The sequence below is a fragment of the Dellaglioa sp. CoH-57-MRSF-18 genome (assembly GCF_056781995.1).
On record NZ_JBXAXX010000002.1, the window covers coordinates 348,548 to 362,829 of the forward strand.

Below are 14,282 nucleotides of genomic sequence, written 5' to 3' on the forward strand. Positions count from 1 at the left end.
GTTGTCTACCTACTTTAGATAAAAAACAAGGGGATCAGAAATATATCTGAATACCTTGTTTTTTATCATACATTTATTCTTTATCTTTTAATTTTTTTTCTAAATTCAAAACTTTAACAATTGTTATGTTTAGTAATTCTTCCCTAATTTTAGTTATTTCATACGATAATTCAAGCAATTTATTTTTAATATTTAAAAAATATACAAATTGTACGATAAAGATTAAAAATAATACAAATAAAATAATAAATAAATTAGGCTCGCTCATTATTTATCTCCTCTAAATTCTTTTAATCTATCTTTTTCTTTCTCAATCTTTTTATTACCATTATTTATTGACTTTTTTATCCTTACTATAGAAAGAGTAAGATATAAATTCATCATAAACACAAATAATAACACCGTTAGCATTGCTGGAATTGCCATCTATATTATCTCCTATATTCTTTATTCTTGTGGCAATGTATCAACCAAAAGTCCAAAAGCAGCAACTGCTGGAGCTGCTACTAATAATTCTGGTATAGAAGCAACAAACGCTACAGCCATGATAACCGCTGACCAATAACAATCCATGCTCCGACAATTTCCAATCCACTAACTATATCATAAACATAATTATACGAAACTTCGGGATATATGGGACTAACCACTGGTTGCTTATAATAAATTTCAATCGTATCTGATATTTTATTACTTTCATCACCCTCTGTATATGATTCATTATACGTTATCTTCATACCAATTTGCCAAGGTTCTTCTGCCCTTGTTGCAACTCCCATTATTAACATCCCGTTTTGGAGATTACCCGCAATACGATTAACTATTCCCATGGTATCTAAATAATTAATAACACCATATTTAATCTTCATTATATCAGCTATATCATTTTGAAAAGAACTCTCCATTTACCATTGTGAATGGTAAATGGAGAAGATGAATTTCCTGTCTCTACACTCCAACTATCTTTAACTGTAAGCCATGCATCTATCCCTGGAAGAACCGTAGGACCATATGTTTTTCCCATTTCAAATGTTATATCTTTAAAAGAATTTAACATTTGCACTGATTTAATAAATCGATGTGTCACCTTATTTACAGATATATCCTCCGATACATCAAAATTCTTACAGCCTAAATCCTTACCTGATGAAGAGACTTGATCAATATCAACTCCACCATGCGTATATTCAGTAAATTGATCAAAGTCCCAACCCTCAGGCATTGGGAACCCTAAGTTTCCACTCCATCCCGTTGACATATTTGAAACATAGAAATTATTTATTTTGTTTCTTTTAGCGTGTAAACATATGTTTCTCGTTCCATAAATACCATCGCTAGGTAGAATACCAAAATAAGCTGTATAATTTTTATTTAAATTTCGTTGCATTGAACGAATATTTTAATCGCCACCCTCGAGTATCTCTTTTTGATTTGTTTTCATCCTCTATTTATTAATTTTCTTTATAATCAACTCTTTGAAATTAGCAGAACTGATATTAACATATAGGTAACATAAGGTTCTTTTTTTCAAATTAAAATCAATCTTTATGATAAACATTTGTAAATATTGAAATAATTATTAGTAGTATTCCAAATATAATCGTTATAAGTATAGCTTGCAAAAAATCAGAACTAATTCCTAGTGACGAGAACAAAATAGAGTTATTTCCTATCCTGATATTTTTAATACTTTCATAGCGTGCAATAGCTGCGATTTGATAACCAGGCCACAATTTTAAAGTATGCTGCATAAAAGCTGGAAGATCCCCATAAACAATATAAGTTCCTGAAAGAAAACCGGACATAGTACCAACAATTGCTGACAATGATGAAAAACTAGACGTAGTATTTAAAAAATCTGTCACCAATGAAAACAGTAAACTTGAAAATACAATTAGTAAAACATTAAATAGAAATACTACAAAAAATGTTACATTATAAGCATTATAATGATAAGTTAGAGATAGATACGCATAACATATTAATGAGAAAATAAATGTCGACACAATACCTTCCATGACTGACGTCAAAGTATACAATTGATTAATTGTACTACTTTTTATTTGACTGTTAACAATAAAATCATCTAATCTCTTATTCTTTTTATCTTCCAGTTTTTGACCAAATGCGATTAGTGTACTAGTCATTGAGACAATAGAAATCAACCCAGAAATCATCCATGTATCAATAAACTGTTCACTATGATTAATTCCAGCCAAAGAATCGACTAAATTAGAGCGAAGAAAAAATATATAAATTACAAGACTTATAACCATACCTAAAAATGAAAAAAAGATACCAACTTTATCTTTTATGAAAATTAGAATGTTTCTTTGAATAAACTGTTTATTCATCCTTAAATTCCTTCCTCCATATTTTTAAATAAGTCAGTATAGGTTGCCTTTCTTATTTCAAAGTTTTCATTTATCAAATGATTATCTTCAATAAATCTCACTGCTTCTGCAGACGTATTAAAATACCTATCATCTTCAGTTTTATTCAAAATTAATTTAACTTTTGAAATTTTATTCATAAATGTAACCATTTCTCCAAAATATTTAACAGTTCCATTTGATACGAAAATAATTTTATTGGCATTTTCTAATTCGCTTAATAGATGAGTAGTAAATAACACACCACAATTATTCTCTTTTAAATACTCATCAAGATCATTCCAAATTAATTGACGTATATCAACATCAATTCCAGCTGACATTTCATCTAATAGTAAGCAATTCGGCTCTACAGCAATCGCTCTTAAATAATTAACAATACGTTTCTGCCCACCAGATAAGCTAGAATACTTTAAGGACTCATTGATGTTCAAGTTTTTCATTTTTTCCTGAATACTTTTTATTTTTTCTTTATTTTTAATTCTGAAACGTAAGTTTTGAATAACGGTCAAATCATCATCAAGAACATTGTTTTGAAAAACAGTCGCTAATTTAACATTAGTTTTAATTATTTTCCCCGTTGATGGCATTAATAACTCCATCATAATATTCAGAATGGTTGTTTTTCCTGATCCATTTAAACCAACGAGAGCAATTTTATCTCCTTGATTGAGATAAAAAGAAACGTCTTTTAGAATACTTCCTCTTGATACATTATCTACTACTAACTTCATTTGACCACCTCATAAAAGTGACTATTTTTCATTCTATCCACGAACAAATTGAATATAATCTGATACATAGTAAACTAAAAACAAACTTTGAACCAGAATTATTATAACACCATGTTAATCGCTTACATAATATTTTGAAGTTTTAATTCAAATATTGTGACGAAGACTGAAAATACGCTTCTACTGATACCATACTGTTTACTAACTTACGTCTTCAATTTAGTTCCCATTAACTATGTTTAAACGGTTTAAATTTTGTATTAAAGTGGAAATTTAATCATAAAAATACCCCTAACGTTTTTCAACATTAGGGGTATAGGTTACATTATTTTTTACAAATGATTACATATTAACGATACTTTAAAGATGATAAATCTTTTAAAAAAAGCCATCCTAAATGTATATTAGTATCATACAAGTATATAAAATTAATTATTTACTTGATCAATTCGTATATTCCTTCAGCATATATGGCAGCAGCTTTCAGCACGTCATCTAAAGGAATAAATTCATTGGCCTGATGCATTGTATCAGGTACACCTGGGAACATTGCACCAAAAGCAACACCACGTTTTAGGAGACGACCATACGTCCCACCACCAACGACTAAACCTTCAGCTTTTTCGCCAGTTTGTTTCGTATAAACACCTAATAATGTTTTAACCAAAGGATCTTCTGGTGAAACGTAATGAGGTCCTTGTAACCTACCTGCTTCAATTACAACATTCATTTCATTTGTTACATTTTCAAGACCACGTTTAATATCTACTTCCGTCATACCTTTAGGGAAGCGGAAATTCAAGGCAATTTGTCCACCTTTATCAGCTTTAAATGTGAAAATTCCAGAATTCATCGTTAAATCGCCCATGATATCATCAGTGAAGGCAATACTAAAGTTGTTCATACGTGAATCTCTGTGTAAGTAATCAGCAGCCAAACGAAGATAGTTAGCAGCATCCCCACCAAAATTAAATTGGTTCAAGAATAATGCCAAGAAAGTTCCGGCATTTTCTCCATTTTTAGGTTCTTGTGCATGGGCTGCTTTTCCTACCATCGAGATAGTCACAATATCATTATTGCGTTCCATTTTACCTGTAACAATATTAGCAGCAATAAAATCGTTAAATACTTCTTCCATCTCAGCGCCGTCTTCTGTTTTAATAACAGCTTTAGCATCGCGAGGAACCATATTTTCACGGAGGCCAGCATCAAATTCAAGCAATTGATCCTTATCTCCATTTGATCCTTTAAAGTTTAAGAAGTAAGTAATATTTCCCTTTTCACCATTAATGATTGGGAAAAATGCATCTGGTGAAAATCCAAAATCAGGTTCAGGCATATTTTCAAGGTAATGAGTCATTCCTCTCCAACCACTTTCTTCATCCGTTCCAATAATAAATCGAACTTTTTTAGAAACTGGTAATCCTAATTCTTGAATGATTTTTAAACCATAATATGCAGCCATTCCTGGTCCTTTATCATCTGAGGCACCGCGAGCATAAATTCGACCATCTTTCACGACTGGTGTGAATGGATCAGTATCCCAACCGTTACCAGCAGGCATAACGTCAACGTGAGCTAAAATACCTAACGTTTCATCCCCCTCACCAAATTCGATATGTCCGGCTAAACCATCAAGGTTTAATGTTTCAAAACCATCACGCGTTCCAATTTCTAAGAATTTATCTAACCCAGCTTTAGGTCCTGGACCTAAAGGTGCTTCAGTTGTTGCAATTGATTCATCACGAACACTTTCAATTTTTAACATTGCAAATAAATCTTCTAATAAGGCGTCTTGACGCTTTTCAACTTCTGCTTTCCAATCTATACTCATTTGAATTCCTCCTAAAATATTAGTAAGCCCATTTTATCACAAAATTTTAATAATCGGTATTTAAAAGCGTATTCAGTTAGATATATTGATAGACCTTACTACTCAATAAAGGAACATCAAAAACAAATAAAATAATAAAAAATTGCTGGCTAGTTACGCCAACAATTTTCTATTTGATTGATTCAATTTCTTCATCTGTTAAAGCACGATAGCGGCCTAACGATAGCGTTGGTTCTAACTCTAAAGTAGCCATTTTTTTACGTTCAAGTCTGATAACTTTCATACCGATAGCTCCAAACATTCGTTTGATTTGATGATACTTACCTTCAGTAATCGTAATTAAAACTTCTGAGATATTTGAATCACTATTATAAGATTCAACAATTAATTTTGCAGGTTTAGTTTGCATCCCATCTTTTAATAGCAATCCGGTTTCAAATTTAATCACATCGTCAGTAGTCACTTGCCCATCAACTTTAGCAAAGTACACTTTATCGATATGATGTTTTGGTGACAACATCTGATGACCTAATTGTCCATCATTTGTAATAAGCAATAGTCCAGTTGTATCCTTATCCAACCGTCCAACTGGAAATAAATCATCCCGATAATCGACGCTATTGAACAAATCCATCACTGTCTTTTGTTTCCTATCTTTAGTTGCCGTTAACACACCTGCTGGTTTATTTAAAAGATAATAATAATATTTTTGATAGTGAATTACATCACCATCTACCTGAATAACCGATTTTGATGGACTAACCTGAAGTTTAATGCTAGTGATTAACTCGCCATCAACAATCACTTTCTTCTGTTTAATAATTTTTCGAACATCACTTCTTGTACCAAATTGCGTTTCCGTCAAAAATTTATCAATTCTCATTTTAAATTAAACCTCACTTAATTCTCAATCTACGGCGTAATCCAGCAACCCGTTCGCCCAATATTTTGTCGGCTAATCTTGTTTTTAAACTGAAGTAAATATATATGTAGCCACCTAATCCAGCGGCAGCAATAATTGTGATAATTGCACTAATTCGGCTGTCTATTGGTAAAAATAGATAAGCAATTTTTACTACTATAAATGCGGTAAAAAATGTTATTAGTGCATAAAGCATCATTTTATTTAATCTTGTTTGTATTAATTTTACATTTAAATGGAACATTTTGTGTAATGAGCGAATCATTAGCCATGAACTTACGCCCATCCCGATCCCTGTAGCTGCTAATGGCCCAAAGGCACCTAACCAAGCTACTAATGGATATTGAACAATTAATTTAACTACCACTCCAACGACAAAATATATAATTGCTTTTTTATTTTGATAAACACCTTGTAAAATAGCAGAAACAACTGTGAATAATCCTAAGAAGATTGATTCATACGCTGAAAATTGTAAAACATAGATTCCAACTGGATCATACCCATAGAAAACAACATATAGTGGGTGAGCAACAGCTGCCATCCCTAAGGCACAAGGTAACATTACGAAAAAGAACAATTGTAAGGTGTCAGAAGTTTGTTCACTCAAAGCCTTTTTATCATTTCTTGTATATGCCTCAGATAATAACGGAATAGCTGTAATAGACATGGCAGACGCAATAGAAATAATAATCATAACTAATTTATTAGCATTAAAACTAAATAATGCCCACAGTTCATTTTGAATCGTTCGTGAGTAGTTTGTAACATGGCTCATAATACCAAAGAAGGTATACTGATCAATCAATCCAAAAATCGTAATGGCAGCGCCAATAATAATAAAAGGAATAGATTCCCTGATAACTTCTTTAATAATTTGTTTGGTAGAAATTGTTAACTTATTATCACTATTGGCAACTAATCGATCCAATTCTGGTTTTCGACGATAAAAATACCATACTAAAACTAGCATTCCGCCTAAGGCCCCAATAAAAGCCGCAAAAGTTGACTGCGTTACACCTGTAATATAACTACCATGACTAATTTTCATGATGATAAAAGTTGCGGCAAGCATATAAATAACTCGAGCAATTTGTTCAAAGAACTGTGAAATTGCTGACGGAGCCATTTCCTGATAGCCTTGAAAAAAGCCTCGTATTAAACTCATCATAGGAATAATCAATAATGCCCAAGATAAGGATCTAAAGACTGGAATCACATTCTTATCACCACTTGTAATGTATGGTGCGATAATCCATAATATTACTGCACAGACTACACCCATAATCGCCATTAAAGCCATCCCATATTTAAATAGGCGTCTTCCAATACCATATTCATTTTGTGCATTGTAATGCGCAACCTGCTTAGCTACGGCTGAAGGAACACCAGCAACAGCAATCATTAAGAAGAAACTGTAAACGTTATAACCCATACTATAAAGTGCATTAGCTTGTAATCTATCTGGTCCCAACCACATATTCCATGGAATAATATAAATTGCCCCTAAAACTCTTGAAAAAATACTACCAGCAGTCATCCAAGCTGATCCTTGCAACATCTTTTGTTTAGCGTCATTTTGTTCAGAAGCTGCTTGGCCCTCTACTTCGATATCTTCATCCATTACTTTTGTACCCTACTTTCTGATCATACTTAATCTTACCATTTTATAGCTTTTAAAATTCAGTTGCAATTTATTTTTTGAATTTTAACCAAAAATAAATAGGAACCACAAAATATCGATAATTTTGTAGTCCCCGTTTACTTAAATTAAAGCTTTAATTTGCGACAATATTAACTAACTTACCAGGGACAGCAATTACTTTTCGAATTGTTTTACCTTCAAGTTCTTCTTTAATTTTGTCATCATTTAAAGCCATTTTTTCTAATTCATCTTTAGTTGCATCTTTTGAAACCACGCTATGTTGACGCACTTTACCATTTACTTGTAAGACAATTTCAACTGTATTTTCAACAAGTTTACTTTCATCAAATATTGGCCATGCAGCATAACTAATTGATTCCTTATTTCCTAACAACGACCAAACTTCTTCAGCCATGTGTGGCGCTATTGGTGCAATCAATTGAATAAATCCTTCAACTTGTTCTTTAGCTAACGATTTAACTTTAAAAGCTTCATTAACAAAAATCATCAATTGTGAAATAGCTGTATTAAAATGAAGTGCTTCGTAATCTTCAGTTACTTTTTTTACTGTTTGATTATAAATCTTATCAAGTTCACCATCATTTTTATCAACAATAGCTGCGCTAATTTGATTATCTTCATCCATAATTAAACGCCAAATACGTTCAATAAATTTATGCGAACCATTTAACCCATCTTCGCTCCAAGCAATTGAGGCATCTAATGGACCCATAAACATTTCATAAAGGCGCAAAGTATCCGCACCAAAACGTTCAACGATATCATCTGGATTAACCACGTTACCTTTAGACTTAGACATTTTTTCATGATTATCGCCCAAAATCATCCCTTGATTAACTAACTTTTGGAACGGCTCTTTAGTAGGTACAACGCCAATATCGTACAAGAATTTATGCCAGAACCTTGCGTATAGCAAATGTAACACAGCATGTTCTGCACCCCCAACATAAACGTCAACAGGTAACCATTCTTCTAACTTTTTATGGTCAGCAATTTCATTAGGGTTATGTGGATCAATAAAACGAACAAAGTACCATGAACTACCAGCCCATTGTGGCATCGTATTCGTTTCACGTTTACCTTTACGCCCATTTTCGTCGACAACATTAATCCAGTCAGTTAAGTTGGCTAATGGACTCTCACCTGTTCCAGAGGGTTTAATATCCGTTGCTTCAGGTAATTCAAGTGGTAACTGATCTACAGGGACTGTTGTTGTTTCGCCATCTTCCCAGTGAATAATAGGAATTGGTTCACCCCAATATCGTTGTCTTGAAAATAACCAATCACGTAATTTATAATTTGTTTTCTTTTCACCAATGTTATTATCTTCCATCCAAGCAATAGCTTTTTCGATAGCATCAGCTTTCACTAAGCCATTTAAAAAACCAGAATTAATATATTTACCAGGTTCAGTATTTGCTTCATCAGTTATTTCAGGTCCTTCTATAACGGGTAAAATATCCAATCCATATTTAGTTGCAAATTCGAAATCTCTTTCATCATGTGCAGGTACTGCCATAACAGCACCAGTTCCATACGATGCTAGAACATAATCAGCAATCCAAATTGGTAATTTTTTACCATTTACAGGATTTATTGCGTAAGAACCAGTAAATACCCCAGTTTTATCTTTAGCTAAATCAGTTCTCTCTAAATCTGACTTAACTTCTATTTCTTTTTGATAAGCCTTAACAGCATCCTTTTGAGAATCAATAGTAATTTTATCAATTATATCTAATTCTGGTGCGACAATAATATAAGAAACACCATAAATAGTTTCAGGACGTGTCGTAAAGACATCAATTTTTATATCATCATGTTGATCGACTTTAAAGTTAACGCTAGCACCAGTTGATTTTCCAATCCAATTTCTTTGTTGCTCTTTGATGCTATCTGGCCAATCTAAATCGTCTAAATCTGAAAGTAAGCGATCAGCATAAGCAGTAATTTTTAAGACCCATTGGCGCATTGGTTTTCTGACAATTGGGTACCCGCCACGTTCTGTTTTACCATCAATAACTTCTTCATTAGCAACAACAGTTCCTAAATCAGGACTCCAGTTAACGGCAACTTCATCTTCATACGCTAAACCTTTTTCATATAATTTTTCAAAAATCCATTGTGTCCATTTATAATAATCAGGATCAGTCGTATTTAACTCACGACTCCAATCATATGAAAGTCCCAAGGATTTAATTTGACGCCTAAAATTATCAGTATTCGTTTTAGTAAATGCTTTAGGGCTATGTCCAGTATCAAGTGCATACTGTTCAGCTGGAAGACCAAAGGCATCCCATCCCATTGGATGTAAGACATTAAATCCTTGCATTCTCTTCATTCGAGCCAAAATATCTGTAGCCGTGAAACCTTCTGGATGTCCAACATGAAGTCCTTGCCCGGATGGATACGGAAACATATCTAATGCATAATAATTTTTCTTTTCAGGATCTTCAGTCGTTTTAAATGTCTGATTTGCATCCCAAAATGCTTGCCATTTTTGTTCGATTTCTTTATGGTTATATGCCATGTGTATTACTTCCTTTCTGATTATATATACAAAAAAGTCCTATAGAAGATAAACTTCTATAGGACGAATTTTCCGCGGTACCACCTATTATTCCAGTATAAAATACTGACTCTTTTTCATAACGTGAAATAACGTTCGCACCTACTACCGTTCAGTGAGAAAACTCAAGGATGAGTTCAAATAACCAACTATGTATATTTCCACTCCCATATACTCGCTGAAATAGTTAGTTACTTTACTAGTTCCTCTTAATCGTTTTATATTATTTTTAGTGTAGCAAACGAACCCTGTTATTGCAAATAATCTTTAGTCTTTTTATCGAATAAATTAATAATAATTGCAAGAATTACAATAAAAATACCTGCTATATATATCCCATGAAGACCTTGATACAAAACTTCACGTAATTTTGGTATTAAATGTTGCGGTAGTTGGTTAGCCGTTTGCGGATTAATTAAAATATCCATCATGCTGTCCTTTGTTCCAGGTGTTTTTACTATTTCCTTATGCATTTGTGTATTAAATATGATCCCAAAGACTGAAATCATTAATGTTTGTCCTAATGTACGACTTAAAGTATTAAATGATGTAGCCACACCTACGTCAGCCTGTGGTACTAAACTCTGTGCAGTAACTGTCGTAGTTGTAATGGTAATCCCAAATCCAATCCCTAGTACAGCCGAAATGATAAAGAAAAGATAAAAAGGTGTATTTATAGGCAAAGTACCTAGTGCAATGGCACCCACTAAAATAAAAAATAGACTAATCGATAAAACTTTTTTTGGTGTCCAAGCTGCCATCATACTTCCAGCAAAAAAGGAACCAGCTATCCATAAGATGGAACTGGGTGTTACTGCAAATCCTGCCATTGATGCTTTTAATCCTAATATTCCTTGAGTCCATGTTGGTATATAAACTTCAAATCCAATTAAAAATCCAGATATTAATGCTGCTACTACATTTTGAATCACAAATGTTCTATTATTAAAAAGTTTCAATGAAATAATTGGATCTTCAACTCTTTTTTCCCATTGAATAAATAATAAAAGCGACATAATAAATATAAAGAAAGAAATTAAAACAATCAGGTCTATACCATCATCGCCCCAACGTTGAAAACTATATAAAATAGATAAAATACTAAGCATTAATAATATACTGCCTAAAAAATCTATTTTTGAACTCATAATTCTTCGCTTTTCTTTGAAAAAAATTTGTATCATTGCTATCGTCACTAACCCAATAGGTAAATTAATGAAAAATACCCAGTGCCAATTAAGATGATCAACAATGAAACCACCTAACAATGGTGCAACTATTGACGCTATACCCCAAGCAGATCCGTTTAATCCCATTATTTTAGCACGTTTGTCCACAGAATAAATATCAGCAATTATAGTAAATGACACTGGCATTATAGCACCCGCCCCGATACCTTGAATAGCCCGCGAAATAATTAATGTGGCCATACTATTAGAAAATCCACAGAGAGTTGAACCAACCAAAAATATGACAAGACCAAAAATAAATACTGGTTTACGTCCTAAAACATCTGCGAGCTTACCGTATATTGGTGTCATCATGGCATTAGTTAATAAATATATTGAAAAAACCCAATTCATTAATGAAACACCATGAAGTTCACCAACAATAGTTGGCATAGCTGTTGAAACAATTGTTCCTTCAACGGCTGTTAAAAATGTTGCTACAAATATAGCAATTGTAACTAATTTTACATTTGTTTTTGAATTCATAAAGTACCTCCTAAATAAAAAATGACTCTATTAAAATGATATTTAATAAAGTCATTTTTTATTTTAATTTAATTCGTTAAGTAAACTTTTAATCTTATCTGTTTTTTCCCAAGGTAAGTCAATATCTGTACGACCAAAATGACCATATGCTGCTGTCTGTTTATATATTGGGCGACGTAAGTCTAACATTTCAATAATTCCTGCAGGCCGTAAATCAAAAATTTTACGAACAGCTTGAACTAAATCCAATTCGTCATATTTAGATGTACCAAATGTATTAATATTAATTGATACAGGTTGAGCAACCCCAATTGCATACGCAAGTTGAACCTCAACCTGTGATGCAATTTTAGCTGCAACTATATTTTTTGCAATATAGCGAGCAGCATAACTAGCTGAACGATCAACTTTTGTTGCATCTTTACCGGAGAAAGCACCTCCACCATGATGTGCATATCCACCATATGTATCAACAATTATTTTTCTTCCAGTAAGTCCAGCATCACCCTTTGGACCACCGATAACAAATCGTCCGGTTGGATTAATATAATACTTTGTATCTGAATCCAACAAATCAGGGTCAATAATAACTTTAATTACTTTTTCAATCATATCATCTTGAATTTGTTTCAATTCCGTTTTTTCATCATGTTGTGTAGAAATAACAACAGTGTCAATTCTAAATGGTTGACCTTTATCATTATATTCAACAGTTACCTGTGCCTTAGCATCAGGTCTTAAGTATTCTAATTCCTTATTTTTTCGTAAACTTGCAACACGTTGCATTAATTTGTGACTAATTGAAATCGGTAATGGCATGAGTTCCGGTGTTTCGTCTACCGCATATCCGAACATTAATCCTTGATCACCTGCACCAATCTGATCTAAAGGATCTAAATCACCGTTTTTAGTTTCTAAAGATGTATCAACACCTAATGCAATATCAGGAGATTGTTCATCTATAGCAACCATAACAGCACAATTATCACCATCAAAACCAACTTGTGAATTAATATATCCAATTTCCTTAATAGTTCGTCTTACTACCTGCTGAATATCAACGTAGGCATTTGTTGATATTTCACCAACTACAAGAACTAAACCAGTTGTTACAGTTGTTTCGCAAGCAACCCTAGCATTAGGATCCTTTTCTAAAAGTGCATCTAATATTGCATCACTTATTTGATCTGCAACCTTATCCGGATGACCCTCTGATACCGATTCTGACGTGAATAGATGTTTTTCAGTCATTTTTATCTCCTTAAAGTAAATAAAATTAAAAAAAGAACCTCAACTATAAAAGTTTAGGTTCCAATAATACCTGTGACGGTCCTAACCGGATTTGAACCGGTGATCTTCCGCGTGACAGGCGGACGTAATAACCCCTATACCATAGGACCAATTGCGGGAGCAGGATTTGAACCTACGACCTTCGGGTTATGAGCCCGACGAGCTACCAGACTGCTCCATCCCGCGATAATATTAAACTGACCCGTACGGGATTTGAACCCATGTTACCGCCGTGAAAGGGCGGTGTCTTAACCACTTGACCAACGGGTCATAACACGAAAAACGGAGAAGGAGGGATTCGAACCCTCGCGCCATTTTCACGACCTACACCCTTAGCAGGGGCGCCTCTTCAGCCACTTGAGTACTTCTCCATAAATTATTGATGGGCCTAAATGGACTCGAACCATCGACCTCACGCTTATCAGGCGTGCGCTCTAAACCAGCTGAGCTATAGGCCCAAAATCATAAAAGCGGGTGACGAGAATCGAACTCGCGACAACAGCTTGGAAGGCTGTGGTTTTACCACTAAACTACACCCGCAAAATATTATAAATAAATGGCGCAGGACAGAATCGAACTGCCGACACATGGAGCTTCAATCCATTGCTCTACCAACTGAGCTACTGAGCCATTAAACGGTCCTAACCGGATTTGAACCGGTGATCTTCCGCGTGACAGGCGGACGTAATAACCCCTATACCATAGGACCTTCGATGGAGGTTACAGGGCTTGAACCTGTGACCCTCTGCTTGTAAGGCAGACGCTCTCCCAACTGAGCTAAACCTCCAACATACACTATTTACTTTATATGACCCGTACGGGATTTGAACCCATGTTACCGCCGTGAAAGGGCGGTGTCTTAACCACTTGACCAACGGGTCAATTTGCAACGGAGAATAAGGGATTCGAACCCTTGAAACAGGAAACCCGTTTACATGATTTCCAATCATGCTCCTTAGACCAACTCAGACAATTCTCCACATTACAAAATAAAAACTCCGGCAGTAGGACTCGAACCTGCGACATCTTGATTAACAGTCAAGCGCTCTACCAACTGAGCTATGCCGGAATAAAATAATAAAAAAAGCATGGCAACGTCCTACCCTCGCAGGGGGCGACCCCCAACTACTCTTGGCGCTAAGAAGCTTAACTTCTGTGTTCG

At 34.0% G+C, this 14,282-nt stretch carries 12 protein-coding genes, 12 tRNA genes, 1 rRNA gene and 1 other annotated feature; all 25 genes read right to left on the bottom strand.

Features of this window, described 5'->3' with window-relative positions; genetic code table 11:
• Positions 1–73 precede the first annotated feature (73 nt).
• Positions 74–268, bottom strand: coding sequence for a hypothetical protein (locus AC1RPG_RS03560; protein ID WP_481761162.1), 195 nt, complete (start codon positions 266–268; stop codon positions 74–76).
• Complete coding sequence (locus AC1RPG_RS03565) at positions 268–426, bottom strand: hypothetical protein (protein WP_481761161.1); 159 nt, start codon at positions 424–426, stop codon at positions 268–270. Before AC1RPG_RS03565 ends, AC1RPG_RS03560 begins: the two co-directional genes overlap by 1 nt.
• Positions 427–536: 110 nt before the next feature.
• Positions 537–869 carry a hypothetical protein gene (locus AC1RPG_RS03570; RefSeq protein ID WP_481762171.1) on the bottom strand — a complete coding sequence of 111 codons (333 nt, stop codon included), beginning with the start codon at positions 867–869 and terminating at the stop codon, positions 537–539.
• Between the two features lie 8 nt (positions 870–877).
• Positions 878–1,387: a hypothetical protein gene (locus AC1RPG_RS03575; protein WP_481761159.1), complete on the bottom strand. Its 510-nt coding sequence runs from the start codon at positions 1,385–1,387 to the stop codon at positions 878–880.
• Positions 1,388–1,538: 151 nt separating this feature from the next.
• Positions 1,539–2,219, bottom strand: coding sequence for a hypothetical protein (locus tag AC1RPG_RS03580; protein WP_481761158.1), 681 nt, complete (start codon positions 2,217–2,219; stop codon positions 1,539–1,541).
• A gap of 137 nt (positions 2,220–2,356) precedes the next feature.
• On the bottom strand, positions 2,357–3,127 hold the full coding sequence (locus AC1RPG_RS03585; RefSeq protein ID WP_481761157.1) for an ATP-binding cassette domain-containing protein: 771 nt from the start codon (positions 3,125–3,127) through the stop codon (positions 2,357–2,359).
• Between the two features lie 436 nt (positions 3,128–3,563).
• The gene (gene pepV, locus AC1RPG_RS03590) at positions 3,564–4,961 is read right to left on the bottom strand and encodes a dipeptidase PepV (protein WP_481761156.1); all 1,398 of its coding nucleotides are present in this window, start codon (positions 4,959–4,961) and stop codon (positions 3,564–3,566) included.
• Between the two features lie 169 nt (positions 4,962–5,130).
• On the bottom strand, positions 5,131–5,844 hold the full coding sequence (locus AC1RPG_RS03595) for a pseudouridine synthase (RefSeq protein ID WP_481761155.1): 714 nt from the start codon (positions 5,842–5,844) through the stop codon (positions 5,131–5,133).
• Positions 5,845–5,857: 13 nt separating this feature from the next.
• Positions 5,858–7,507 (bottom strand): putative polysaccharide biosynthesis protein, encoded by a 1,650-nt coding sequence (locus tag AC1RPG_RS03600; RefSeq protein ID WP_481761154.1) that lies wholly within the window; start codon positions 7,505–7,507, stop codon positions 5,858–5,860.
• Between the two features lie 154 nt (positions 7,508–7,661).
• Positions 7,662–10,076: a leucine--tRNA ligase gene (gene leuS / locus AC1RPG_RS03605; protein WP_481761153.1), complete on the bottom strand. Its 2,415-nt coding sequence runs from the start codon at positions 10,074–10,076 to the stop codon at positions 7,662–7,664.
• A gap of 56 nt (positions 10,077–10,132) precedes the next feature.
• Positions 10,133–10,338, bottom strand: a binding site (T-box leader).
• A gap of 28 nt (positions 10,339–10,366) precedes the next feature.
• A complete protein-coding gene (locus AC1RPG_RS03610) occupies positions 10,367–11,830 on the bottom strand; it encodes an MDR family MFS transporter (RefSeq protein WP_481761152.1) in 1,464 nt (487 codons plus the stop codon).
• Positions 11,831–11,893: 63 nt separating this feature from the next.
• Positions 11,894–13,081 (bottom strand): methionine adenosyltransferase, encoded by a 1,188-nt coding sequence (gene metK / locus AC1RPG_RS03615; protein ID WP_481761151.1) that lies wholly within the window; start codon positions 13,079–13,081, stop codon positions 11,894–11,896.
• Between the two features lie 76 nt (positions 13,082–13,157).
• A tRNA-Asp gene (locus AC1RPG_RS03620) sits at positions 13,158–13,230 on the bottom strand.
• Between the two features lie 2 nt (positions 13,231–13,232).
• Positions 13,233–13,306, bottom strand: a tRNA-Met gene (locus tag AC1RPG_RS03625).
• A 12-nt stretch (positions 13,307–13,318) separates the two neighbouring features.
• Positions 13,319–13,390: transfer RNA gene (locus tag AC1RPG_RS03630), tRNA-Glu, on the bottom strand.
• A gap of 13 nt (positions 13,391–13,403) precedes the next feature.
• Positions 13,404–13,491: transfer RNA gene (locus tag AC1RPG_RS03635), tRNA-Ser, on the bottom strand.
• A 12-nt stretch (positions 13,492–13,503) separates the two neighbouring features.
• Positions 13,504–13,578, bottom strand: a tRNA-Ile gene (locus AC1RPG_RS03640).
• Positions 13,579–13,589: 11 nt separating this feature from the next.
• Positions 13,590–13,660 (bottom strand) — tRNA-Gly (locus tag AC1RPG_RS03645).
• 17 nt (positions 13,661–13,677) lie between these two features.
• A tRNA-Phe gene (locus AC1RPG_RS03650) sits at positions 13,678–13,750 on the bottom strand.
• A gap of 6 nt (positions 13,751–13,756) precedes the next feature.
• Positions 13,757–13,829, bottom strand: a tRNA-Asp gene (locus AC1RPG_RS03655).
• 5 nt (positions 13,830–13,834) lie between these two features.
• Positions 13,835–13,907: transfer RNA gene (locus AC1RPG_RS03660), tRNA-Val, on the bottom strand.
• Positions 13,908–13,929: 22 nt separating this feature from the next.
• A tRNA-Glu gene (locus AC1RPG_RS03665) sits at positions 13,930–14,001 on the bottom strand.
• Positions 14,002–14,010: 9 nt separating this feature from the next.
• Positions 14,011–14,099, bottom strand: a tRNA-Ser gene (locus AC1RPG_RS03670).
• A gap of 17 nt (positions 14,100–14,116) precedes the next feature.
• A tRNA-Asn gene (locus AC1RPG_RS03675) sits at positions 14,117–14,189 on the bottom strand.
• Positions 14,190–14,206: 17 nt separating this feature from the next.
• Positions 14,207–14,282, bottom strand: a 5S ribosomal RNA gene (rrf, locus tag AC1RPG_RS03680); the annotation flags it as partial.